Origin of the sequence: Campylobacter concisus (assembly GCF_003048535.1) — a bacterium.
GTDB lineage: Bacteria > Campylobacterota > Campylobacteria > Campylobacterales > Campylobacteraceae > Campylobacter_A > Campylobacter_A concisus_S.
This window is the reverse complement of sequence record NZ_PIRQ01000007.1, coordinates 75921-100950: the sequence shown is the minus strand read 5'-3', so window position 1 is coordinate 100950 and position 25030 is coordinate 75921. Positions and strand designations below refer to the sequence as shown.

Genomic DNA, 25030 nt, shown 5'->3' with positions numbered 1-25030 from the left:
ATGGATTTTAAAGAGCTTGCACGTAGATACAAAACCCCACTTTACATTTATGATTTTAACCACATAAAAAACCGCTATGAAGCACTAAAGAATGCATTTTTTGCTAGAAAATCTCTCATTTGTTATGCGGTAAAAGCAAACTCAAATCTAAGTGTTTTGAAATTTCTAGCCGACCTTGGAGCCGGATTTGACTGTGTTAGCATCGGCGAAGTAAAAAGAGCACTTTTAGCAGGCGCAAAGAGATATCAGATCATTTTTAGCGGTGTTGGCAAGAGCGATGAAGAGTTAAAAGAGGCTTTAAAAAATGAAATTTTACTCATAAATGTTGAGAGTTTTGCTGAACTTTTAAGGCTTGAGGAGATCGCAAAAGGGCTAAACTTAAAGGCAAGAATTAGCATTAGAGTAAATCCAGGTGTTGATGCAAAAACTCACCCATATATCTCGACAGGGCTAAATGAAAATAAATTTGGCGTTGATGCTGAAATAGCCAAAAGAATGTACATCCACGCTAAAGCTTCAGACTCTCTTGAACCAACTGGTATACATTTTCATATCGGCTCGCAACTAACTTCGCTAAGCCCGATAATAGACGCTGCAAATATCGTTAGCGAGCTTTTAAGAGAGCTAAGAGCACTTGAGATTGATATCAAATTTTTTGATGTTGGTGGCGGACTTGGCATCATCTATAACGATGAAAAAGAGATAAATTTATATGACTATGCACAAGGAATTTTGGGCGCACTAAAGGGTCAAGACGCAACTATCGTTTGCGAGCCAGGGCGCTTTATCGTAGGTAATGCTGGCTACTTTGTCGCAAGCGTTTTATATGAAAAATTTAATGGCAAAAAGAGATTTGTCATCACTGATGGCGCGATGAATGATCTTATTAGACCAAGCCTTTATGGTGCTCACCATGAAATTTTTGTTTGTGGCAAAGATAAAAATTTAGGCCCATGCGATGTGGTTGGTCCAGTTTGTGAAAGTGGCGACTTTTTAGCAAAAGATATAGAGCTGCCAGAGTGCGATAGTGGCGATATCATCGTGGTAAAAGGTGCTGGAGCTTACGGTTTTAGTATGAGTTCAAACTACAACACAAGAAACAGAGCCGCTGAAGTTTGCGTGCTTGATGGCAAAGATAGGCTGATAAGAAGACGTGAGAGCTTCGAAGATGTCGTGGCACTTGAGAGAGAATTTTTGGAGAGCGCTGATGCAAGAGCTAAATGAGCTTAGAAAAGAGATCGATGCGATCGATGATCTCATCTTAAATAAACTAAATGAAAGGATGATTTTAGTTGAGCAAATCGGCAAGCTAAAACAAACTAGCGGAACGCCTATATATCGTCCTGAGCGAGAGCGAGCTATCATAAACCGCTTAACTAGCCTTAGTAAAGATAAGGCTTTAAATAAAGCTGCGATCGAGGCCATTTATCTTGAAATTTTTGCTGTGAGTAGGAATTTAGAAATGCCTCAAAAGATCGTATATCTAGGGCCTGAAGGCACTTACACGCATCAGGCGGCTCAGAGTAGATTTGGTGCGATGAGTTCATATTTACCACTTGCGACCATCGAGGCAGTTTTTACAAAATTAGCTCAAAAAGAGGCAAAATACGGCGTTGTGCCTATTGAAAACAATACCGAAGGCGCTGTTGGCGCTACGCTTGATTGTTTGAGTAAATTTAGTGATATAAAAATAGTTGCTGAGCTTTATGTGGATATCCATCATAGCTTTGTTAGCATAAATGAAAATTTAAAAGAGATAAAGCGAATTTATTCACATCCGCAAGGGTATAATCAATGCCGTAAATTTTTAGAAGATCATATGCTAAACGAAATTGAATTTGTTCCAGCAAAATCAACCGCAGCAGCTGCATATATGGCATCAATGGATAGAAATTCAGCCGCCATTTGCTCAAAGATCGCAGCTAAGATTTATAATGTGCCGATAGTTTATGAGACGATTGAAGACAATATGGCAAATAGAACGAGATTTTTGATTTTAAGCGATTTTAAAAATGCAAGAGTTGAGAACTCAAAAACTTCAATCCTTGCAAAGACTGACCACAGTCCAGGACGCCTTGCTGATCTGCTTTCTATCTTTAAAAATGAAAATATCAATATCACAAAACTTGAGTCACGCCCTATAAAACAACGCGAGTTTAAATCAATGTTTTATCTTGATTTTGAAGGGCATATCGACGATGAGAAGGTACAAAATGCCTTTGAATTAGCAAAAGAGAGCGGTGCTGAGATAAGCTGGTTAGGGAGTTATTTAAACGGAGAAGAGTAATGAAGTTTAATGATTTTTTAGATGATTTAGTTAATTACGAGGCTGGAAAGCCGATAGAGCTTGTAGTTAGAGAGTTTGGCATCGAGGCAAAAGATGTGATAAAGCTAGCTAGCAACGAAAACCCTTTTGGCACGAGCAAACGCGTAGAAGAGGCTCTAAAAGAGGTCGCTAAAAAAGCGCATCTCTATCCAGACGATAGCTACTTTGAGCTAAAAGAAGGACTGGCTAAGAAATTTGGCGTAACTAGCAAAAATCTAATCATTGGCTCTGGAAGTGACCAGATCATAGAATACGCGCTTCACGCAAAGGCAAACAAGCAAAGTGGCGTTTTGATGGCTGGCGTGACATTTGCGATGTATGAAATTTATGCAAAACAAACTGGAGCTAAAATTTACCGCACAAAGAGTGTGGAGCATAATTTGAACGAGTTTTTAGAAATTTATAATGCGCATAAAGATGAAATTTCTGTCATCTTTCTTTGCTTGCCGAATAACCCATTAGGCGAGTGTTTGGACGCGGATGAGGTTTTTAAATTTATAACAAGCGTTGATGAAAATACGCTTGTTGTGCTTGATTGTGCTTACAACGAATTTGCAAAATTTAAAGATAGTAAAAAAGAGATAAAGCCAAGCGAGGTGGTGAAATTTAAAAATGCCATCTATCTTGGCACTTTCTCAAAGGCCTACGCACTTGGTGGTATGCGCGTGGGATACGGCGTAGCAAATGAAGAGATTATAGGCGCTCTTTCAAAACTAAGAGCTCCGTTTAACATCACAACTCCAAGCTTAAGAGCTGCGATAGTAGCACTTGGGGATGATGAGTTTGTGCAGCAAGCCATGCAAAATAACTTCGAGCAAATGAAGAGATATGAAGAATTTGCAAAGCAAAATGGCATAGAATTTATCCCAAGCTATACGAATTTCATAACTTTTAAATTTAACGAGCCAAAATCAAGCCAGATATGCGAAAAGATGCTAAAAAAGGGTATAATTTTGCGAGATCTAAAAAGCTACGCCTTAAATGCGGTGAGAATCACCATCGGCCTTAGCTGGCAAAATGATAGAGTTTTTGAAGAATTAAAGCAAATTTTAAAGTAGGAATATGGATTTTAAAGCATTACTTCATCAAATAAGTCAAATTTATCAAAAGCTTTCATTAAAGCAAAAAATCGTTGCAGCTAGCTCGATCGTCTTGGTCGTGGCATTTTTGGTATTTTTAACACTTTATAAAAGCAAAAATGAAAATTTTGCAGGCTACAGCGTCCTTTTTGAAAACATTAGTCCAAACGATTCTGCCTTAATACTTGATCAGCTAAACAAAGATGGCATTAAATATAAATTAGCAAACGAAGGTACTATTCTTGTGCCAACGAGCGATGTCTATAAAGAGCGTATCGCTGTTGCAACGCTTGGAATACCAAAAGAGAGCAAAATCGGCTTTGAAATTTTTGATAAGCAAGAATTTGGTGCGACTGATGCCGAGCAGAGAGTAAAATTTCAAAGAGCGCTTGAGGGCGAACTAGCCAGAACGATCGAGAGCCTCTCATCTATCCAAAAAGCAACCGTAAGAATAGCCATTCCAAAAGAGAGTGTTTTCACTGAAAGACAAGCACTTCCAACAGCTTCTATCGTGGTTGAGCTAAAGCCAGGCGTTAGCCTAAATGCGAAACAAATTTTTGGTATTAAAAATCTTGTCGCTGCCTCTGTTACAAACTTGAGCACAGAAAATGTAAAGATCGTAAATCAAGACGGCGTCGCACTTGGCGATGAAGATGGTGAGTTTGATAGTGATGCTATAGCTCAGCAGATCCGCTATAAGCGCGAGTTTGAAAATAATTACGAGCAAAAGATCGTAAATGTGCTAGCTCCTATCGTGGGCGGTGCGGACAAGGTCGTAGCAAAGGTAAATATCGACTTTGACTTTGACAAAAAAGATACAAAAAGTGAAGTTTATGACCCAAATAACGTCGTTAGAAGTGAGAGCAATATCGAAGAAAAGCGCCAAGGCTCAGCTCCAAATGAAGTGGGCGGCGTACCAGGTGCGGTTAGCAACATAGGCCCTGTTCAAGGGCTAGATGACAGCACTTTAAAAGAGCAGTACAACAAAAGCTCACAGCAGACAAACTATGAAATTTCAAAGAAAGTAACAAGCATTAAAGGACAGTTTGCTAGCATAAATAGAGTGAGTGCAGCTGTCGTTATAGACGGACTTTATCAAAGTAAAAAAGATAGTGACGGCAAGCCAACTGGTGAGGTAGAATTTACTCCACTTTCTAAAGAGCAAAGAGAATCAATCACAAATTTAATCAAACAATCAATCGGCTATAACCAAAATAGAGGCGATGAAGTAAGCTTGGATAACTTTGAGTTTAAAACCGGCAAAGATATAAGCACTAGCGAGAAGATGGATGGCTTTGTGAATAACTATGTAGTGCCATTTATGCCGCTACTAAAATATATTTTTGCAGCATTGTTGCTCTACATCTTCTACAAAAAAGTCATTGTGCCATTTATGCAAAAGATGCTTGAAGAGACAAAAGAAGAAGAGGAGCAAGTTCAAGATGGTCTTGAAGATATTGAGGTAGATGCTGAAGATACGCTTGAGAAATTTAAAGCTGCTCGCAAAAAGGTCGAAGAGCAACTAGGACTTAGTGGCGAGTTTAATGAAGATGAACTAAAATACGATGTTTTACTTGAGAAAATGAGAGCGGTCATCACAGAGAGAAATGAAGAGATAGCAATGCTACTTCAAGATATGGTAAAAAATGACAGCGACTTTAATATGCGTAAGGAAATTTGATGTCAATAAAGCTAAATGACAAGCAAAAAATGATTTATGATGATCTATCGATGCCTGAAAAGATTGCTATTTTGCTGATTCAGCTTGGCGAAGAGGCAACTGCTCTTATATTTTCTCACATGGATGTTGATGTCATCACTGAAATTTCAGGCTATATCGCAACCGCAAAAAACATAGACAAACAAGTTGCAAGTGCCGTGCTAGAAGAATTTTACGCATTAATGCAGTCAAATCAATATATGAGAAGTGGTGGTTTAGAGTACGCAAAAGAAATTCTTTACCGCACATTTGGTCCAGAGGCTGCTCAGAAAATTTTAGACAAGCTTGCAAAAAGCATGGAAAACTCAAAAAGCTTTGGCTATCTTGATAAGATAAAACCACAACAGCTTGCAGACTTTATCATAAAAGAGCACCCTCAAACCATCGCGCTAATACTAGCTCACATGGACTCAACGAGCGCTGCTGAAACGCTTAGCTTTTTCTCAGATGAGCTAAGAAGCGAAGTCGTTATTAGAATGGCAAATCTTGGTGATATTAGCCCATCGGTAATTAAGCGTGTTTCAACTGTACTTGAGGGCAAGCTTGAAAGTCTTACATCATACAAAGTCGAGGTTGGCGGTCCAAGAGCTGTGGCAGAAGTGCTTAATAGGCTTGGGCAAAAAGCCAGCAAAAGCACGATCGAACGCATCGAACAAAGCGATGATAAACTTGCAACAACGATTAAAGAGCTTATGTTTACCTTTGAAGATATTATCAATCTTAACGCAACTGCGATTAGAGAAATTCTTAAAAATGTTGATAAAAAAGACCTTATGGTCGCATTTAAAGGCTCAAGCGATGGTATAAAGGATAAATTTTTATCAAATATGTCTCAGCGTGCAGCAGAAGCCTTTAAAGAGGAGATGCAATATCTTGGTGCGGTGCGTGTAAAAGATGTTGAAGAGGCTCAAAGACGCATAGTAGAGACAGTGCAAACTCTAGCTGATCAAGGTGTATTCCAAGTCGGCGAAGCAGATGAGATGATAGAATGAAAAGCAGCGTAATAACCAGTGAGACTTCTCCGGCTCACTTTATAGAAAATTACAGATTTAAGGTGCTTGGAGTTGGAGAGCGAGCCGCAGATAGTGCTCCTGTATTGATAGAAGAAAATAATCTTAGTGAAGAGCTAAGCGAGCAAAATTTTGGGCAAAAGGGTGAAAATTTTGTTCCTCAAGCTAGCCACCAAACACAAGCAAGCCCACAAAACCACTTTGCTTCTCAGGCTCAAAGTCCACAAATACAGCAAGCAGGCGAGTCAAGCTTTATTGAAGAATTGCTTAAAAAAACAGACGAGCTAAGTAGCAACATCATTAAACTTCAAATGCAAATAGAAAATCAAGAGAGCGAATTTGCTAAACGCCTTGAGGCTGAAATTTCTCGCGCAAAAGAAGATGGTAAAAATGAGGGTATCGCCCAAGCAAATGCAGCAAATGAAGCGAAGATAAATGAGTTAGAGGCTAGATTTAGCACTTCAGCTGCAAAGTTAGATGAGCAGTACGTTAAATTTGATGAGTTTTTAAAGAAGATCGAAGAAGAGCTCGGGCAAACTGCTATAAAAATCGCAAAAGAAGTAATCGATAAAGAAATTTCAACCTCTTCAAATCAGATCGCTCATCATTTAGCAAGCTCGCTTATAAAAGAGCTAAGTAATGTTAAAAATATAGAAATTCGCGTAAATCCCGAAGATAGCAAATATATAAAAGAGCAATTTAGCAAGAATGAACACGTCAAAATAAGCGCTGATGATGCCATAAGTAAAGGTGGCGTGGTGATCATAAGCGAGGGCGGAAACATCGATGCGACTATGCAAACAAGGCTAGAAAAACTAAAAATGCTGGTAAATAATGAATAAAGACGTTAAAAGTTTAGATGTTGATGAACTAAACGCACTTTGTCATGACATCAGAGATAAAATTTTAGCCACTGTTAGCAAAAATGGCGGTCATCTTAGCTCAAATATCGGTGCAGTTGAGATCATTGTAGCAATGCATAAAATTTTTGATGTGACAAAAGATCCATTTATCTTCGATGTAAGCCACCAAAGCTACGCACACAAGCTACTAACTGGACGCTGGGAGAGCTTTGATACGCTTAGAAAATTTAATGGTATCAGCGGCTATACAAAGCCAAGCGAAAGTAAATTTGACTACTTTGTAGCAGGGCATAGCTCGACGTCCATATCGCTTGCAGTTGGTGCTGCAAAGGCGATAAAACTTAAAAATGAAGATCGTATCCCAGTAGCTGTCATAGGCGATGGCTCTCTAAGTGGCGGCATGGCGTACGAGGCGCTAAATGAGCTAGGGGATAGAAAATATCCTTGCGTCATCATCCTAAACGACAACGAGATGAGTATAAGCAAGCCAATAGGTGCACTTAGCAAGTATCTAAGCCAGATGATGGCAGGACAGTTTTATCAAAAATTTAAGGGCAGAGTTGAGAAATTTCTAAGCTATATGCCAGATTCGGCTGCATATATGGCTAGACGTATCGAAGAGGGCATTAGACTCATCACTCCTGGCATGTTTTTTGAAGAGCTTGGGCTTGAGTACATTGGGCCAGTTGATGGACACGATTTAGCCGCGCTTCTTAGTACATTCGAGACGGCAAAAAGTATGAAAAAACCAGTCATTGTGCATGTACAGACGCTAAAGGGCAAAGGGTATGAATTTGCCGAGGGCTATTATGAAAATTGGCACGGAGTTGGGCCATTTGATCTAAAAAGTGGCGAATTTATCAAAAGACAGTCAAACAAGTCAGCCACGGCGATCTTTAGCGAGCAGCTTTTAAAGATGGCAAGAGAGCATAGCGACATCGTTGGCGTAACGGCCGCGATGCCAACAGGCACTGGCATGGACGCTTTGATACAAGAATTTCCAGATCGTTTTTGGGACGTAGCGATAGCCGAGCAGCATGCAGTCACCTCGATGTCAGCTATGGCAAAAGAGGGTTTTAAGCCATTTGTCGCGATATACTCAACTTTTATGCAAAGGGCCTATGATCAAGTCATTCATGACGCTTCTATTTTAAATTTAAACATCACTTTTGCGATGGATAGGGCTGGTATTGTGGGCGAGGACGGCGAAACGCATCAGGGTGCTTTTGATATCAGTTTTTTAAATGCCGTGCCAAACATGGTTCTTTTTGCTCCAAGGTGCGAAGAGAGCATGAAAAATGTTATGGAATTTGCCTACTCTTACAAGGGTGTAAGTGCATTTAGATATCCACGCGGAGCGTTTATCTTAAGAGATGAGTTTGAAGCTCAGCCACTTGAGTTTGGCAAGGGTGAAATTTTAGCTGATGCAAATAGTGATATTGTATTTTTAGGCTATGGCAACGGCGTTGGCAGAGCAAATTTGGTCAGAAATTTACTAACTGGCAAGCTTGATGTGATATTGGTTGATCTTGTCTTTGCAAAACCGCTTGATAGTGAGCTTTTACTGGATCTTGCAAAGCGCACTAAAAAATGGTACATCTTTAGCGATAGTGCCAAAAAAGGCGGTATTGGTGAGATAGTAAGTGCATTTTTACAAGAAAATAAAATCTCAAATATAAGCGTCATTAGCTTTGAGTATGAAGATAAATTTATCCCACATGGTTCAACTGCTGAGGTTGAAAAATATCTTGGTATAAGTGCCGAGCAGATTACCAAAAATTTACTAGAGAATAATTAATATCATTTAATAAAGTAACGTTTAATATTATTTTTGCTAGCATAAGCCAAAATAAAAACAAGGAAAAGCATTATGCAATACGTATCATTATTAAAGCAATCTGGGCTAAAAGTCACGCCACAACGCCTTAGCGTTTTAAGAATTCTTGATCGTCATACGCATCCAACGATTGATGAGCTTTATGATGAAATTTTAAAAGAGAGTCCATCAGTTTCTCTTGCGACAGTTTATAAAAATTTAAATACTTTAAAAGACGAAGGCCTCGTAGTTGAAGTAAATATCGTTAATCAAAAAGCTAGATATGACATCTACGAATATCCACATATCCATGTAGTTTGCGAAAGCTGTGGAAGCGTTGAGGACGTGAGCTACGATGATGCTGAGCTTGGCAAATATCAAGAAGCGCTAGAAAAGAAGATCGGAAATATAATAGAACGTCTAAACATCGTAGCTAGCGTAAAAAGCTGTAAACACTGTAAATAAAATTTATGTTGCTATTTAGCAGCATAAATTTCATCTTTTTCTTGTAAAAATACTTTTAAAATAAGCCTAGATTTAGCATTTTTCTCATTGTTTTAAGCACTAACTTGCTAAAATGAACAAAAAATTTTGGAGAAAAATGTGAGTTTGGAGATAGAGCGTAAATTTTTACTCAAAAATTCTCAAATTCTAGATTTTTTAAAAGAAGCTGGAGTAGTCTTTAAGCATCTTGAAATTTCTCAATTTTATACCAAGATAACGCAAAATGAAGAGATCCGCTTTCGAAGTGAAGAGGATAAATTTATAAAAACTGTAAAGATAGGCAAAGATCTAATCAGAGAAGAAAATGAAGAATTTTGCGAAAAAGTGGAGTTTAAAAAGGCTCTTAAAAACCGCATTGGTAGCGTCATCTTAAAAGATAGATATATTTTTAAACTAAATAACAATCCTTGCAATATTGATATTTTTAAAAATGAACTAAACGGGCTTTGTACATTTGAGATCGAATTTAGCGATGAAAATGAAGCCGTATTTTTCAAGCTGCCACCGTTTTTAGAAAATTTTTGCCTAAGTGATGTAACTTGCGATAAAAGATATAAGAACAAATTTCTTGCCATTCATGCTAATGAAAATGAACAAATCGACTACAAAAGAGCCTATAAGATCATAAAAGAAAAAGAAATTTTGCCAAATTTTGCTGCAAATCTAAAAAGCGGAGAGGCGCTAAGAGTCCTTTTTGTTAGTATTTTTAAAGTAATAAAAAGGCTAAAAAGCCAGTATTTGATAGACAAAGATGAAGAAGTTTTGCATGAGCTTCGCGTAAATTTAAGAAAGGTTAGATCGATCCTTAAAATTTTTAGTGGCGTTTTTGATGAGAAAGTGACACTTTTTTTTGGTGAGAATTTTAAAATGCTTGCAAACTCGACAAACAAAAAGCGAGATTTGGATGTATTTTTGAGCTTTTTAAACGAGCAAAAACATGCAAATGAGCCTATATATTTTGTAAAAAAGGCTCTAGATTTAGAGTATGAAAATGTAAAAAGCTACCTTGGTGACGAAGAAAACTACGCATTTTTAAAAGAGTGGGAGATATTTTTAAACGAGGGTGAATTTTATAAGTCAAAACTCTTTGATGTAAGCCTTTCGCGCCTTGGTTCTTTTAAGCTTAGAATGCTTTTAGTTTTAGCTCAAAAAAGGCTAAAAAGTCTTAATCAAGACTGCCCAAATGAGAGCTTTCATGATCTTAGGATAGAGCTTAAAAAGATGAGATACACATATGATTTTTTATGTGAAATCTTCTATTTTGAAGGGCTTAAAAAGTATGAAGAGAAGCTAAAACAGATGCAAGAAATTTTTGGTAATCTTCAAGACTATGACGTCTGGCTCGGCATCCTTAAAAGACTTCCGGAAATGCCAGATAAAGAGAGGCTCGAGAGTAAAATTTACAAGCAAATTTATAAAAGTAGAGAAGAGATACTAAAAAAGCGTCTTAAATTTATAAAAGCAACTCGCAAAATTTCAAGAAATTTAAAAATTTACTACATATAAAAGGGCAAATTTATGCAAAAACAAGAAAAAATCGTTGATATGTTTAACCAGATCGCTCCGACTTATGACGTCGCAAACAGAGTGCTAAGTCTTGGCGTGGATGTGAGCTGGAGGAAATTCGCCTGCAGATATATGCTAGAAATTTTTAAAGAAAGAAGCATAAATATCGTCGACGTGGCTTGTGGTACTGGCGATATGATGGGGCTTTGGAGTGAAATCTCAAAAGAATTTGGCGTGCAGATAAAAAGCCTTACTGGCATCGATCCATCAAGCGGTATGCTAAAAGAGGCGAGAGCGAAATTTCCAAATTTTAAATTTATAGAAGCCTACGCTGATAATACAACGCTTGCAAGTGGTGAAGCTCAAATTTTAAGCATAAGCTATGGTATCAGAAACGTGGTCGAGCGAAAGGCTGCGCTTAAGGAGTTTAATAGAGTGCTTGCTCTAAATGGCTATGTAGTCGTACTTGAATTTACAAAACGCCAGAAAAATGGGCTTATAACCTCGCTAAGAGATTTTTACCTAAGTAAAATTTTGCCAAAGATTGGCGGCTTTATCTCAAAAAATAAAGAGGCATACGAGTATCTGCCAAGCTCGATCGAAAATTTCTTGGACGCAAAGAGCTTTTGCGACGAGCTAGTCGAAGCTGGCTTTGAGATAGAACTTTGCAAGGGCTTTAGCATGGATATCTCGACACTATTTATCGCTAAAAAGGTAAGAGAAATCAATGCTTAGTGTATCTGAGCTAAACGAAAAAGCAAAGGCACTGCTTGAAGCCACACTTGACTATGTCGAGGTAAGTGGCGAAATTTCGCGCCTTACTAAGCATGCCTCTGGGCACTGGTACTTCACGCTAAAGGACGAAAAGTCAAGCATCTCAGCTGTGATGTATCGCATGAATAACCAAAAGGTGAAATTCCTGCCAAAAGATGGGTTAAAAGTAAAAATTTATGGCAAAGTGACCATTTATTCGCCAAGCGGGTCGTATCAGCTAGTAGCTAGTGCGATGCTGCCTGATGGTGAGGGCGAGCTTGAGCTTGCGTTTAGGCAGCTTAAAGAAAAGCTCGAAAATGAGGGCCTTTTTGACATTGCTACAAAAAAAGAGATACCAAATTTACCTAAAAAAATAGCCCTTGTCACAAGCGCTACTTCGGCGGCGCTTCAGGATATGTTAAAGGTCGTGACGAGCCGTTGGAAATTAAGCGAAATTTATATCTTTGATGCTTTAACTCAAGGTGAAAATGCCCCAAGCTCGCTTATAAAAGCCTTGCGCAGAGCCGATAAATACGGCGTAGATGTGATCGTTTTGGCTCGCGGAGGTGGTAGTAAAGAGGATCTTTGGTGCTTTAACGACGAGAGCTTGGCGCGTGAAATTTACGCTACAAAAACGCCAGTCATAAGCGCTATCGGACACGAGATCGACTACGTTATAAGCGACTTTGTAGCAGACCGCAGATCGCTTACGCCAAGTGCAGCCATGCTTGATCTGCTACCTGATGAAGAGGCTTTTTTTCAGTATCTTGACAGGCTCAGCGACGATCTTGATAGCGCTTTAAGCTTAAAGATCACCAAAAAGCAAAATTTGCTAAATTTACTACTTTCTAAATTTTCATCAAACGCTCTAAAAGCTAGGATCGAGCTAAAATTTAGCGAGGTAGCAAACAAGCAAAACGCCATAGCAAACGTCGTGCAAAGAAAGATTTTAGTCCTTGGCTCGGCCCTTAGCTCGCTAGAGAAGGCTTATGAGATGAGAGAGCTCTTTTTTGAGAGCACAAAAGGGCTTATCGAGGTTAGAAAAGATGGCAAGAGAGCTGATCTTAGGGATTTAAATTTAAATGATGAGATCGAGCTTATTTCGCAAAATACACATAAAAAAGCAATTATCAAGGAGTAAAAATGAGTAGAAAAATCAACTTTAGCGCAGGTCCAAGCGCGATACCACTAAGCGTTTTAGAGCATGCAAAGGCCGAATTTACCGATTACAGAGGCGAGGGCTACTCGATCATGGAGATCAGCCACAGAAGCAAGACCTTTGAGGAGATCCACTTTGGCGCGATGGATAAGATAAGAAAGCTCTATAACATCGGCGATGAGTATGAAATTTTGTTCTTACAAGGTGGCGCGCACTTGCAATTTAGTATGATACCGATGAATTTATATCAAGGTGGCAAGGCTGAATATGCAAACACCGGTGTTTGGACAAACAAAGCAATCAAAGAGGCAAAAGTGCTTGGTGTAAATGTAGATATCGTAGCAAGCAGTGAGGATGAAAATTTCTCTTACATCCCTGATGTGAAATTTAGCGATAATGCCGACTACGCCTACATCTGCTCAAATAATACGATTTATGGCACACAGTATAAGGCTATGCCAAAGACTAAATCGCCCCTTGTTGTCGATGCTTCGAGCGATTTTTTCGCTAGACCGCTTGATTTTAGCAGTATCGGCTTGCTTTACGGTGGTGCTCAGAAAAATGCAGGCCCAAGCGGCGTGACTATCGTCATTATAAGAAAAGACTTGGTTGATCGCGTGAGTAGCCAAAATGTCCCTATGTTTTTACGCTACAAAACGCACGTAGAGGCAAACTCGCTCTATAACACACCGCCAACTTTTGGAATTTATCTTTTAAATTTAACCATGCAGCACCTGCTAGATCTTGGCGGACTTGCAGAGGTTGAGAAAATAAATGCTAAAAAAGCAAGCACGCTTTATGACATCATAGATAGCTCAAATGGCTTTTACGTGGGCCATGCCAAAAAATCAAGCAGGTCAGATATGAACGTGAGCTTTACGATACCAAAAGATCACGCGCTTGAGCCAGTTTTCGTTGAAGAAGCACTAAAAGAGGACATGCTAGGGCTAAAAGGTCACAGACATCTTGGTGGCATAAGAGCATCTATCTACAATGCCGTTAGCCAAAGCGACGTTGAAAAACTTGGCGAGTTTATGAGAGAATTTGCAAGAAAGCACGGCTGATGAATCAAGCGAAAAAAGCTTATGATGAAATTCCTTATTTCTCGGCCGCATTTAGCGACTGCTCGCCAGTTAGGATAGAAGCGGTTGCTAAATTTCTGGGGCTTAAAGCAGCTAGCCTAAAAGAGGCTAGAGTGCTTGAGCTTGGCTCATCATATGGTGGTAATATCTTGCCATTTGCCATTTCACATAAAAACGCAAAAGTCGTTGGTATCGATATCTCAAGCCATCAAGTGACTGAAGGTAACAAGATAGCAAAGCAGATAGGTTTAGAAAATTTTACTTTGTTTGAGCGAAATTTTTTGCACATGAACGAAAGCGATATAAAAGAGCTTGGGAAATTTGACTATATTATCGCTCATGGTGTTTATAGCTGGGTGAGCCCAAATGTAAGAGATGCACTGCTTGCCACGATTAAAGCACTACTTAGTAAAGATGGCATCGCTTATGTCTCTTACAATACATATCCAGGTTGGAAAAGCCTTGATATATTAAGGGATTTTATGCTTTTTGTAAGTGCTGGCAAGGAGAGCAAAGAAGCCCTTTCTCTTATCAAAGATGAGCTAAAATTTTTACAAGATTATTTAAAATTTAGCCTGCAAAGTCAAAGTGATGTTGTATACAAGGATAGTATGAAGCTACTTTTAACCCAGCTAAATTTCTTGCAAGGAATCATCGCAAAAGGCAATGATTATTATATATTGCATGACTTTTTAGAGGCAAGCAACGAGCCAACATACTTTCATAAATTTGCTAAACATATCGATAAGCATGGACTTTGCTACGTCATAGACGCTTCGCTAAATGATATCTTTGCAAGCTCAACTGGAATTTACCGCTTTGACGCACATATCGAGCAAAATTACAACTCTCGCATCAAAAAAGAGCAACTAAACGATTTTTTATTTAATAGATCATTTAGAAAAAGCCTCATCGCTCACAAGGAGAGGCTTGGCGGTGCTGAGGACTTTGATGCGGTACTTGGAGAGAGCGAGCTTGATAGGATTTATTTTGCATATTTTAGCGAGCAGCCAAGGACAAAAACACAAGAAATTTTAAGCAAAGCCTATCCGCAAAGCCTAAATTTAAGTAAAGTAAAGGCCGCACTTGGTGAGAGCGAAGGCGAAGCATTTATGGGGCTACTTGAAATTTTAAATGATCAAAACACCAAAATTTCATCTTCAAAGCTTGCTGCACTTGCTTATGAGCCTAAAAAAACTAGGCTAAAGCCTAGAGCTGCGGCCTATCTTGGGTATTTTCTGGAGGCTAGCTCGCCAGTCATATCTTTGGCAAATGAGCTAAATGGCAAGTTAAATTTAAACCATGAAGAGATCAAGGCAGCTTTAAAATTTGATGGCAAAGCTAGTTTAAAAGATATCGCAAAGAGCGTAAATTTAAGTAAAGACGAGCTAGATAAGCTTGCTTTTAAATTAAGCGAAGCCTATTTTTTTGAAGAAATTTAAAAAAAGAGCGTGGCAAATTTAGCCATGCTCTTACTCAAAAAACATATCTTTTAATATCAAACATATCATCGCTATGTAAAAGACCAAAAACCATTTTTTAAGTGTTTTTTTGTCGGTATTTTGCGTCTTTTTAGTGCCAAAGTATGCGCCTATTAGCGAGCCAAGACCTAAAAATACGCCCTCAGCGTATGAGATATGGCCATTTAGCGAGAGCGAGATGAAACCCGCGATAGCTGCAAACATAACGAAAAATACACCCATAGAAACGGCTTTTTTTAGCTCGTAGCGTAAAAAGCCTACCAAGATCGGCGCGATAAAGACGCCTCCGCCGATGCCGATGCTAATGGCAAAAATGCCAACAAAAACGCCAACTAAAAATAGCAAAAAGAGCGAATTATTCGCATTTGTGCCGTCACTATTTGGTGTGAAGTATAGCTTTATGAGCGAAAAGATAAAGGTTGATAGAAGCATAGACTCAAGTAAGAGTGCCGGTGCGTGCGATACGATAATGCCACTAAAACTTGCCCCCACCAGACCTCCAAGACCTAAAAATACACCGCGGTTTAGTTTTAAAAGCCCGGCTTTATAGTTTAGGTATGAGCCAAATGTCGCACTAAATATCATCTGCATGACGCTTATGCCAATAGCAGTTTTTATGTCATATCCAAAGGCGACCATTATAGGAACGACGACCGTGCCGCCACCGATGCCAAAAAAGCCAGCGATGTATCCAACGCCGATACCAATTATAAAAAGTTCAACAAAAAGCATAAATTTCCTTTTATGAGTGCCAAATTTTAGCCAAGCGGTGTTAAAAAAATAGTAAAAAGGTGAAATTTGGGCATAAATTTAGAAATTTGATAAAAATTTTAAAAACTAAAAGCGAACTTTTTTTATAATCATCAAAAATTTAAAGGAAAAAAATGCTCTTAGAACAACCACTGTTTTATTATGAAGTGATTAGAGAAAAATTTAAAAATAGCTACCTAGCTGAGGATAAGACGCAAACGATTATAGGCATTGATTGCGAATACATCGATGAAAAGGATATGGATTTTTATGGGCTTAGAAGTTATTTTGATACAAATCGTAATAAATCTTTAGCTCCGTTTGCGGGACTTTTTGGTGTTTTTGCATATGACGGCGTGAGATATTTTGAGTATATCGGTGATGAGAAAGCTAAAAAGTATGAATTTCCAAAATTTATCTATGCCGATGCAAAGGCCTATCTACACTTTGATAAGATGAGTAAAATTTATACATTTTATGGAGATAAGAATAAATATTATGACTTTTTGCTTGATGCGAAAGTTGAAAACAAAAGTAAAGAGCAGAGTAAATTTAGTATAAGAACTGATCTTAATAAAGAAAAGAAACACTTTGAGGATATGGTTGAATTAGCAAAAGAGTATATAAGAAGCGGCGATGTCTTTCAGGTGGTGCTTGGTGAGTTGCTTGAAATTTCAACGAATATGAGCAGTTTGGAATTTTATAAAAAGCTCTCACTTACAAATCCAAGTCCATATATGTTTCATTTTCCTACACCTTATGGTGATGTGGTTGGCTCTTCGCCAGAGCTTGTTTTTGAGATGAAAAGTGAGCAAATTTTTGTAGCTCCGATCGCAGGCACAAGGCCTAGAGGAAGTGATGCAAATGCAGATGCGGCACTTGAAAATGAGCTTTTAAGTGACGAAAAGGAACTGGCTGAGCACAAAATGCTAATTGATCTTGCTAGAAATGACATCGGCAGGGTTTCAGAGCCAAAAAGTGTATCCGTAAAAAATACTATGCATATCCAAAAATATGAAAAAGTAATTCATATCGTAAGCGATGTCTATGGCAAGTGCGCCAAAGGGCTTGATCTTTTTGATGTCTTAGCTAGCATCTTCCCAGCTGGCACGCTTAGCGGTGCGCCAAAGATCAGAGCGATGCAGATCATAAACGAGCTTGAAATTTATGAGCGAAATATCTATGGCGGCGGCATTGGATTTTTGCATTTTAATGGCGATGCTCAGGTTGCTATTCTTATTCGCTCAGCCATCTTTGTGTCAGGTGAAAATGGCTTTAGTGATGTATTTGTGGGGGCTGGAGCTGGTATAGTTTATGACTCAAAGAGCGAAAGAGAATACGCCGAAATTTACCATAAACGAGCAAGCGTGCTAAATGTATTTAAAAATAACGCAAAAGAGTTTTAAGCGTTAAACTTAATAAATTCATAAGAGCTTTTAGCGTAGCTAGTGCCCATAGAATCGATTTGTTCCCTTACGGTAGCTGAGAGCTCTGCTTTTGTGATATTTTTAGCTAGCACTTTTACAAAAGGAAATTCACTTCTTTCTTGTGCGCCAAATATCAGCACTCTTGTATCAACCTTTTGGCTTTGTCTTATCTTATCAACAACTTTTGTTAGCTCTTCATAGTTGAAGTCTTTTACATTTTCATCTATAAGAACGATTCCGTAAGTTTTGGTCTTTATTTTTGTTAATAGCTCATCAAAGCTATTTGTGGTTTCAAGTGTGTTGTAAAATTCTCCTAAAGCTGAGCTAAATATTTTATTTTCCATTGGCGATTTCTTAAATAAAATAATATTTTCGCTTTTTGCCAGATAGCTTTCATCTATTGCAATCTCGCCAAAATTTGGCAAAAATTTTCTAAAAATTTGAGCCAGTTCGTCGCTATTTATTGGCGTTTTTATATAGGCATTGAAGTATTCTTTGACACTCTCTCCATCTATATTTGAAGTATTTGAAAGCATTAGTATAATTGGAATTTTCGCATTTTGTATGGCTGTTTTTATAAGATCAAGATTTTTTTGAAGGCTATTTTTTTCAGCTTCGAAAAATTTTGAGCCAACAAATATAAGGTCAAAATCGCCTTGCTTTATGGCTTGTTTTAGATCTTTTTTATTACAAACTCCAACAACTTCACAGTTAAATTTACTAAAGCCACTTGCTGTTATATCTATGTAAATTTCGTTAGTATCGCAGATTAAAATTTTTGGTTTATCGTTTAAATTTTTATTCATAATATCAGCTTCGCCTAAGCAAAGTAGCCTTGTAATGCTTAACGGAGTTAGCGGATCTTTTAAAATGAGCGGATTTTTAATATCTTGGCCTTGCTTATTGGTGTTTCTTAAAAATATAGCATCATAATTTTTTGTAATAGATGGACTAGTGCTTGTTAGCATATCTACTTTGAGCCCAAGGTCTTTTGTAGTCTGCTCAAAAGCTTCGTTGTAAGCGACATTTACATCTTGCAAGAATGCTAATTTATGATTGCATTTTATATCAAAGTCTTTATAGTTTGATGTTGTTTTAAAGATGACTACAAATTTAAACTCATTTCCGATACTTGGAAACGAGTTAATCTCCAGTTTGCTTTCTAAATTTTTTAAATAAATTTGAGCGATTTTTAGATAAAACTCGCTCTCATCATTATTTAAGCTATTCTCATCATCTAAAAATATATCTGAAATTTGCTTTTCGCTCATGGCAGCTGAGCTATTTTTTATGCTAAAGCTTACAGAACAAAGTCCGCTTCTATCAAACTCTTTTTGAACTTTTTTGATAGCGATGATAATATTTTGATGTCTTAAAGACATTGATAAAGATGCCAAAAAGATAGAGTTAAATGCGGTTTTTAATGAATTTAGATTTCCTTCTAGTTCATTTGTAAGGCTTGGATCAAGGTAGCTTATAAAATTTATCTTTTTGCTTTGCGAATAGACAATATTTGCTTGCAAAATTTCTTCAAAGCTTTTTTGAGGATCAAATATCTCGGTTTTATTGCATTCGCTATATTTTTTAACATTCGAGATATTTTTAGCATTGTTATAAAGCGAGGTCATGATATTTGCATTTTTTTCTATCGTGTCTATAAATACTTGCTTTTTGCTATTATTTGTTTCTATTTTTAAAGCCGCGGTCGATGTAAAAATTTCTTTATTGATAGACTCTAGCTTCTTGCTCACGGATAAAATATATCTATCTTTTATCTGAAAAAAGCTGCTATCTTTTATATAGGTTTCTTTTAGATCTTCATAAGCTTTTACAAGCTTTGATATCGCATTATCCGCACTTGTCTCTTTTGATGATAGGATATAGTTTGATATGTATTTTGACTTATCGATAAGTACCTTTAAAAATTTCAACCTAGCAGAAATACCAAGCAAAGATAAAATGAGCAAGCCGCAAAGTAAAAACTCGAAAAAGGTCTTTATGCCAAAGTTTATTTTTTCGCTCTTAGTAAGTTCTAGTAGCTCATTTTTTATGTTTATAGCACTATCTAATAAAAGTATAAATTTATCATCTTCATACTGTTTTATTAAGATGATATCTTCGATATTTAGCTTTTCAGAAAATGCGATCTTGGCTTTAACTTCTCTTATTTTTCTGGCTTGATAATTGGCTTCAAACTGGTTAAAGTCTTTATAAATATCCTCTTTTAGCTCACTTTTTGGAAGCATATCAAGATTTGGCGTGTTGTCTTTTACGGAATATATATTTTCTCTCACATTATTGTTTATTGAAAATAAAGGGCCATTTATAAAGATATTTTTTACGTAGTATTTAGTGTTGTTTGCTAAAGAGAGTTGATTGTAAATTTTACTTAAAGTTGCGACATAAGCTTTTATTATAAGCGGAAAGTCTCGGTCTAAATCTTGTTTAAAATCGCTATCTATTTCTCCATTTATATTTTGGAAAAATTCGTAAAATAGTTCATCAAATTTATCATTTTGGTTTAGATTTGCTAGCAATTCTTTTAATTTATTTATATTTCGTATCTCGGTGCGATCGTCTTTTCTTATAGAATTTATAAATTTTTGTGTATTTTTTAAGGTGCTATCTCGCAACTTTTTTATATCTTCTTGGCTTTTGTCTATTAGCGTATCGTGCTCTTGTATTACGGATTTTATAGTTTGAAATACTAAGGATTGTTTATATAGTTTTTCATTTAGATCTTTTAGATCTGTGAATTTTTTATAGCTTTCATTTCCGCTATATGCGCAAAAGATCGCTGAAATTATTATTGGCGCTAACAATATATAAAATTTATTATTTTTCATGGATACTCTTTTTGCTATATTTTTTGACGATATTTTCTATCTCAATTAGTCTTTTGGTAAAAAGAGACATCTCTTTCATTTTTACATTTTGATTGTTATCTAAAAAAGCGTTAAGCTCATTTGCAAGGTTATTAAGCTTTAAATTTAATGCAGCTTCTCTTATCTCATCTACGTATTTTTTGAGCATTATCTCGTCTTTTGCGATTATGGCTGATTGGATCTGGATAAGAATTTCTCTTGCGTTGTGCAAAAATATATTTAAATAGGATGCAAAATCTTTTTTATTTAAATTTAGTATTTTAAGCGATGTTTCAAACCAGGAATCATCGATAAGTGATTGTGTCTGTGTGTCAAAAAGATACCATGCGTTTAGTTTAAAAACAGGCAGTCTTAATGTAGGTTTTACTTTTACTGCTGCTATTAGATTTTGGTTGTTTATTATGTCTTGCTTCTCTAAAAGAACGATAAAAAATTTTTCACCATTTTTTAAAATAGCATTTTGCAGTCTCGCTTCTAGTAAGATCGCACCACCATCTTTTCTTTTTAAATTTACTCTAGCACTATTATCTTTCGTATTTTGTAAAAATTCTAAGAAGCTGTAGTTTGTACTTTCTTGGCTTGTTATGACTAGCTCGCTTATATCTTTGTATTGCAACAAAAAATCATCTAAACTATCAAAACCCAATAGCTCAAGTGAATCTTGCGTTATCGCAGATATTTTTAAATTTTCATCATATATTATCACTTCAAATTTCCTTCTTTGAGCACTGCAAGCTTTTCTGCTACGCTTTTATTTGTTATTTTTGCCACTTCGTCTAAATTCGCTTCGCTGATTTTATCAAAACTTCCGTAAAAGCTGATTAATTTCGCGATACTGCCCTCAGAAACGCCAGCTTGCTTTAGAATTGATCTTTGCATATCATTTTTCTGCCTTGTTTTTCTGTGAAAGCTGATGACAAATCTATGGCTTTCATCACGCATTTTTTGGAAAAACTGCAGCTTTTTATCACTTGTACTTAGGCTAAAGCTACCATTTTTTGTGTAAATTTTATCTTTCGCCTCGCCTTTTGCGCGGTGAGCTTTGGCGTCTATCTTTTCTTTTGAAATGGCTATCACATCGACATTTGCGCCACTACTTACTAAAATTTCACAGGCTAAATTTAAAAGCACCTCGCCGCCGTCAATGACCCAAAGATCAGGTGGGCTAAGCTTATCAAATCTAAGTGCTCTAGCAGTGAGGCTCTCTTTCATCTGATCGTAGTCGTTTTTGGAGTTTAAGTGCATGTGGCGGTAGTTTTGCTTCGCCCACTCGCCGTGTTCATAGCGCACCATCGCTCCGACACTTGCCTCACCAAAAAGGTGTGAGTTGTCGTAAGCCTCGACAACGTAAGGCGTGTGAGCTAGGTCAAAGTACTCTTTTATCTCGTTTAGTAGCTCGTTATCGTGCGTTTTTAGATATTTTTCGATGCTAACTTCAGCGTTTTTGGTAGCGATCTCACAAATTTTACGCTTATCGCCTATTTTTGGGCATGTGATGCTAAATTTACGTCCAAATCTCTCGTTTAAAATTTCCTCCACCAGCTCACTATCTTCAAAGCTCTCATGCACATAAATTTTGGTGCTAATTATCGGCTGTCCAGCTATGAAGCTTTTTAAAATGGCCTGCTTATAAGCCTCGTTTATCTCATCGCTTTGGGCATTTTTGGCCTGCGTGATGTCAGTTTTGACACCTGTTATCTTGCCACTTTGCACGCTAAATCTCACCGCACAGATCATATCATGCACGCAAGCGACTGAGTATGCCTCGAAGTCCTCAAGTTTAGCAAGATCAACTTCAACCTTTGTTTGCATGTTTTTAAGTGTTTGTATCTTATCTCTAGTCGCGGCTGCTTGCTCGTAGTCTTCGGCTTTGGCGTAGTTTAGCATGAGCTCTTCAAGGCGAGTGATGAGTAAATTTGGATTTTGTAAGGCCGCGATAGCCTCATTTACGATCTTAGCGTAGTTTTCTTTTGAAATTTTGCCTTCACACGGAGCATAGCAGCGTTTTAGCTGATAAAAAAGGCAAGCTTTTTTGCCTTTGATGCAGGATTTTTTCTGAACGAGGTTGAAATTTAGATAAAGTGCCTCAAGTAGCTCGCTAGCTCCACTAAAATATGGTCCAAAATAGCGGATATTTGAGCCTTTTACCACCTTTCTAGTGATCTCAAATCTTGGAAAATCATCATTTAAATTTATAAAAATGTAAGGGTAGGTCTTGTCGTCACGAAGCAAGATGTTGTATTTTGGCTTAAGCTGCTTGATGAAAGAATTTTCAAGTATTAGAGCGTCTGCTTCGCTTGGCGTGACGATGTATTCAAGATGCACCGCCTCGCTTATCATCTTTGAAATTCTAGGGCTTAGTTTTTCAGCTGGAGCTAGGCTTGGGGTAAATTTAAAGTAGCTTTTGACCCTATTTTTTAAAATTTTGGCCTTACCAACGTATAAGAGCCTATTTTGTGCGTCAAAATATTGATATACGCCAGGCTCGTTTGGAAGTGTTCTTATCTCGTCTATTAGCATCTTGCCTGCTCATTTTTCTTGAGCAAAATTTCTCTTAGCTCTTCAAATTTTTGGTGTATTTGCTCGTCTTTTGCTAAATTTTTAAACTCACCTTTGCTAGCTGGTGCATAAAAGATGGCACTTTGCTCTTTTTGATTAAAAAATTTTAAAAATTTGCTCACGACAAATCTTATATTTTCTTCTTTTTTGTTTTTTGTATAGTTGATTTCATTAATAGGTTTTGGAGTAAGAATGCTGTTAAAAACGCTATTTTTATTAAAATTGCAAAAGGTTTTTAATAACCTTTTTATATCATTTATACTACTATCACGCCTAAGCTCTAAAAGCCCAGTGGGATGAGTAAGAACAAAGGTCAAAACACCTTCTCTAACGTAGCAAAAAGCTATATAAAATCGTTTTGCTTTCCCCATAAGCTCTAAAAGCTGTTGGCACTCATTTGCCATGCTTAATTTTTCTTTATACAAAGGATTTTCATGAATAGTATTTATCAAAAATTTAGCGTTTTTCATGGGCTTATCTTATCATTTTTTATTTTAATTTTTACTCTTTTTGCATTTAGTGGTTGTGGCTATAAAGATGATCCATTTTATGGAAATGCTCCCGTAAAAGAAAAGAAAACTGACAAGATAAACAAAATCTAGTAAAATTTTCGTATTTAAATAAAAATGTAATGTAAGCTTAATAATTTTAACTAACCTAATTTTTAGGCTCATTTAAGTAATATACTAAGATTTTTTATTCTACAAGGAGAGTATAATGAGGTTTTTTGGACTTCTAGGCTTGTTTTTCGCGATGGCTTTTGGTGCTGATGGAGAAACCGCAGCTATTGACTTAACTACTACATGGGCAGGAATTTTATCGCTTATAATTTTTATTGTTGGATATTTTTTCATAGCAGCAGAAGAAAATTTCCATATCGACAAAGCAAAACCTGCTATCTTTATCGGTACGTTTATGTTCCTACTTATCGGCGTTTATATGCTTATAAATGGCATGGATGTGCATTTGCTTGAACATGAGGTAAATCACCTGATTTTAGAGATCGCTCAGATCGTATTTTTCTTGATGGTGGCGATGACTTTTATCGAAGCACTTATCGAAAGAGATGTATTTAATGCACTTAAATATAATCTCGTATCAAAAGGCTATACTTATAGAAAACTATTTTGGCTAACTGGTATTTTGGCATTTTTTATAAGCCCAGTAGCTGATAACCTAACAACAGCGCTTATTCTTTCAACCGTTCTTCTAACAATAGATAGAAATAATACAAATTTCCTAGTTGCTGGTGCGATAAACATCGTCGTTGCAGCAAATGCAGGTGGAGCATGGAGTCCATTTGGTGATATCACTACGCTTATGGCTTGGGCTGCTGGAAAAGCACCATTTGTCGACTTTTTCGCACTTTTTCCAGCATCTATCGTAGGTTGGTTTGTAACGGCATTTTTACTTTCTCGCGTGGTGCCAAGTACTGCACCGCATTTTGACGTAGCAAACGAGCCAAAAGTGGTTATGAAAAAAGGTGGCAAAGCGGTTATCTTTATAGGCGCATTTACTATCTTTTGTGCTGTTATGATGCACCAGCTTTTCCACTTGCCAGCGATGTGGGGAATGATGTTTGGCTTCTCACTACTTAGTCTTTATACTTACTATTTCAAAAAAGCTCACAAAAATGAAGAGCCAATGCATGTATTTCACTATATGTCAAAGATCGAAAACAATACACTATTTTTCTTCTTTGGAATTTTAGCTGCAGTTGGCGCTCTTCATTTTGCTGGATTTTTAAATTACGCTGTATCACTTTATGATAAATTTGGCTCAACTGCTGTAAATATCGGCGTTGGTTTTCTTTCAGCGATCGTTGATAACGTTCCTGTTATGTCAGCTGTTTTAAAAGCAAATCCAGCAATGGGAGCTGATGTAGGCGAGGCGATGAGTCAGTGGCTACTAGTGACACTAACTGCTGGTATCGGTGGTTCGATGATCAGCTTTGGCTCAGCAGCTGGCGTTGGAGTAATGGGTAAATTAAAAGGAATTTATACCTTTGGTGCACATATGAAATACGCTTGGATGGTGGTTCTAGGATATATTGTATCGATCATTGTTTGGTATGTGCAATTTGAAATTTTTCATATCTATTTTTAAAAGG

Annotated in this window: 21 protein-coding genes; 16 read left to right on the top strand and 5 right to left on the bottom strand. The window is 37.1% G+C overall.

Going from position 1 to position 25030, the window contains the following annotated elements:
* From lysA to CVS93_RS07525, 13 genes are all read left to right on the top strand, one after another.
* A complete protein-coding gene (lysA, locus tag CVS93_RS07585) occupies window positions 1-1224 on the top strand; it encodes a diaminopimelate decarboxylase (protein ID WP_107687173.1) in 1224 nt (407 codons plus the stop codon).
* A complete protein-coding gene (pheA, locus tag CVS93_RS07580) occupies window positions 1208-2287 on the top strand; it encodes a prephenate dehydratase (RefSeq protein WP_084042224.1) in 1080 nt (359 codons plus the stop codon). Before lysA ends, pheA begins: the two co-directional genes overlap by 17 nt.
* Window positions 2287-3384 (top strand): histidinol-phosphate transaminase, encoded by a 1098-nt coding sequence (gene hisC / locus CVS93_RS07575; RefSeq protein WP_107687172.1) that lies wholly within the window; start codon window positions 2287-2289, stop codon window positions 3382-3384. Before pheA ends, hisC begins: the two co-directional genes overlap by 1 nt.
* Before the next feature lie 4 nt (window positions 3385-3388).
* The gene (fliF, locus tag CVS93_RS07570) at window positions 3389-5086 is read left to right on the top strand and encodes a flagellar basal-body MS-ring/collar protein FliF (RefSeq protein ID WP_084042226.1); all 1698 of its coding nucleotides are present in this window, start codon (window positions 3389-3391) and stop codon (window positions 5084-5086) included.
* On the top strand, window positions 5086-6117 hold the full coding sequence (gene fliG, locus CVS93_RS07565) for a flagellar motor switch protein FliG (RefSeq protein ID WP_021091747.1): 1032 nt from the start codon (window positions 5086-5088) through the stop codon (window positions 6115-6117). The genes fliF and fliG overlap by 1 nt, the downstream gene beginning before the upstream one ends.
* Window positions 6114-6977, top strand: coding sequence for a flagellar assembly protein FliH (fliH, locus tag CVS93_RS07560; RefSeq protein ID WP_107687171.1), 864 nt, complete (start codon window positions 6114-6116; stop codon window positions 6975-6977). Before fliG ends, fliH begins: the two co-directional genes overlap by 4 nt.
* Complete coding sequence (dxs, locus tag CVS93_RS07555; RefSeq protein ID WP_107687170.1) at window positions 6970-8796, top strand: 1-deoxy-D-xylulose-5-phosphate synthase; 1827 nt, start codon at window positions 6970-6972, stop codon at window positions 8794-8796. The genes fliH and dxs overlap by 8 nt, the downstream gene beginning before the upstream one ends.
* 72 nt (window positions 8797-8868) lie before the next feature.
* Entirely contained in the window at window positions 8869-9279 is a 411-nt protein-coding gene (locus CVS93_RS07550) for a Fur family transcriptional regulator (RefSeq protein ID WP_054197019.1), read from the top strand.
* 138 nt (window positions 9280-9417) lie between these two features.
* Window positions 9418-10824, top strand: coding sequence for a CHAD domain-containing protein (locus CVS93_RS07545; protein ID WP_234400111.1), 1407 nt, complete (start codon window positions 9418-9420; stop codon window positions 10822-10824).
* Window positions 10825-10836: 12 nt separating this feature from the next.
* Complete coding sequence (ubiE, locus tag CVS93_RS07540) at window positions 10837-11559, top strand: bifunctional demethylmenaquinone methyltransferase/2-methoxy-6-polyprenyl-1,4-benzoquinol methylase UbiE (RefSeq protein WP_107687169.1); 723 nt, start codon at window positions 10837-10839, stop codon at window positions 11557-11559.
* Complete coding sequence (gene xseA, locus CVS93_RS07535) at window positions 11552-12718, top strand: exodeoxyribonuclease VII large subunit (protein WP_107687168.1); 1167 nt, start codon at window positions 11552-11554, stop codon at window positions 12716-12718. Before ubiE ends, xseA begins: the two co-directional genes overlap by 8 nt.
* Window positions 12719-12720: 2 nt before the next feature.
* Window positions 12721-13800: a phosphoserine transaminase gene (gene serC / locus CVS93_RS07530; RefSeq protein ID WP_107687167.1), complete on the top strand. Its 1080-nt coding sequence runs from the start codon at window positions 12721-12723 to the stop codon at window positions 13798-13800.
* A complete protein-coding gene (locus tag CVS93_RS07525) occupies window positions 13800-15260 on the top strand; it encodes a class I SAM-dependent methyltransferase (protein WP_107687166.1) in 1461 nt (486 codons plus the stop codon). The genes serC and CVS93_RS07525 overlap by 1 nt, the downstream gene beginning before the upstream one ends.
* 30 nt (window positions 15261-15290) lie before the next feature.
* Here CVS93_RS07525 and CVS93_RS07520 read toward each other — a convergent pair whose 3' ends face one another.
* Complete coding sequence (locus CVS93_RS07520; protein ID WP_107687165.1) at window positions 15291-16031, bottom strand: sulfite exporter TauE/SafE family protein; 741 nt, start codon at window positions 16029-16031, stop codon at window positions 15291-15293.
* Between the two features lie 152 nt (window positions 16032-16183).
* Between CVS93_RS07520 and CVS93_RS07515 the strand changes: the two genes are divergently transcribed.
* Window positions 16184-17455 (top strand): anthranilate synthase component I family protein, encoded by a 1272-nt coding sequence (locus tag CVS93_RS07515; RefSeq protein WP_107687164.1) that lies wholly within the window; start codon window positions 16184-16186, stop codon window positions 17453-17455.
* Here the strand turns inward: CVS93_RS07515 and CVS93_RS07510 are convergent.
* From CVS93_RS07510 to CVS93_RS07495, 4 genes are read right to left on the bottom strand one after another with little or no spacing between them, the layout of a single operon-like run.
* A complete protein-coding gene (locus CVS93_RS07510; protein ID WP_107687163.1) occupies window positions 17452-20322 on the bottom strand; it encodes a response regulator in 2871 nt (956 codons plus the stop codon). The two genes, CVS93_RS07515 and CVS93_RS07510, sit on opposite strands and share 4 nt — an antisense overlap.
* Window positions 20312-21067 carry a hypothetical protein gene (locus CVS93_RS07505; RefSeq protein ID WP_107687162.1) on the bottom strand — a complete coding sequence of 252 codons (756 nt, stop codon included), beginning with the start codon at window positions 21065-21067 and terminating at the stop codon, window positions 20312-20314. The genes CVS93_RS07510 and CVS93_RS07505 overlap by 11 nt, the downstream gene beginning before the upstream one ends.
* The gene (gene uvrC, locus CVS93_RS07500) at window positions 21064-22881 is read right to left on the bottom strand and encodes an excinuclease ABC subunit UvrC (RefSeq protein ID WP_107687161.1); all 1818 of its coding nucleotides are present in this window, start codon (window positions 22879-22881) and stop codon (window positions 21064-21066) included. The genes CVS93_RS07505 and uvrC overlap by 4 nt, the downstream gene beginning before the upstream one ends.
* On the bottom strand, window positions 22875-23324 hold the full coding sequence (locus tag CVS93_RS07495; protein WP_087580279.1) for a hypothetical protein: 450 nt from the start codon (window positions 23322-23324) through the stop codon (window positions 22875-22877). The genes uvrC and CVS93_RS07495 overlap by 7 nt, the downstream gene beginning before the upstream one ends.
* A gap of 30 nt (window positions 23325-23354) precedes the next feature.
* On the opposite strand from CVS93_RS07495, the gene CVS93_RS09845 reads away from it, so the two are divergent.
* Both CVS93_RS09845 and nhaD read left to right on the top strand, forming a co-directional pair.
* Window positions 23355-23522, top strand: coding sequence for a hypothetical protein (locus tag CVS93_RS09845; RefSeq protein ID WP_167496277.1), 168 nt, complete (start codon window positions 23355-23357; stop codon window positions 23520-23522).
* Between the two features lie 115 nt (window positions 23523-23637).
* Complete coding sequence (gene nhaD, locus CVS93_RS07490) at window positions 23638-25026, top strand: sodium:proton antiporter NhaD (RefSeq protein ID WP_107687160.1); 1389 nt, start codon at window positions 23638-23640, stop codon at window positions 25024-25026.
* Window positions 25027-25030 lie beyond the last annotated feature (4 nt).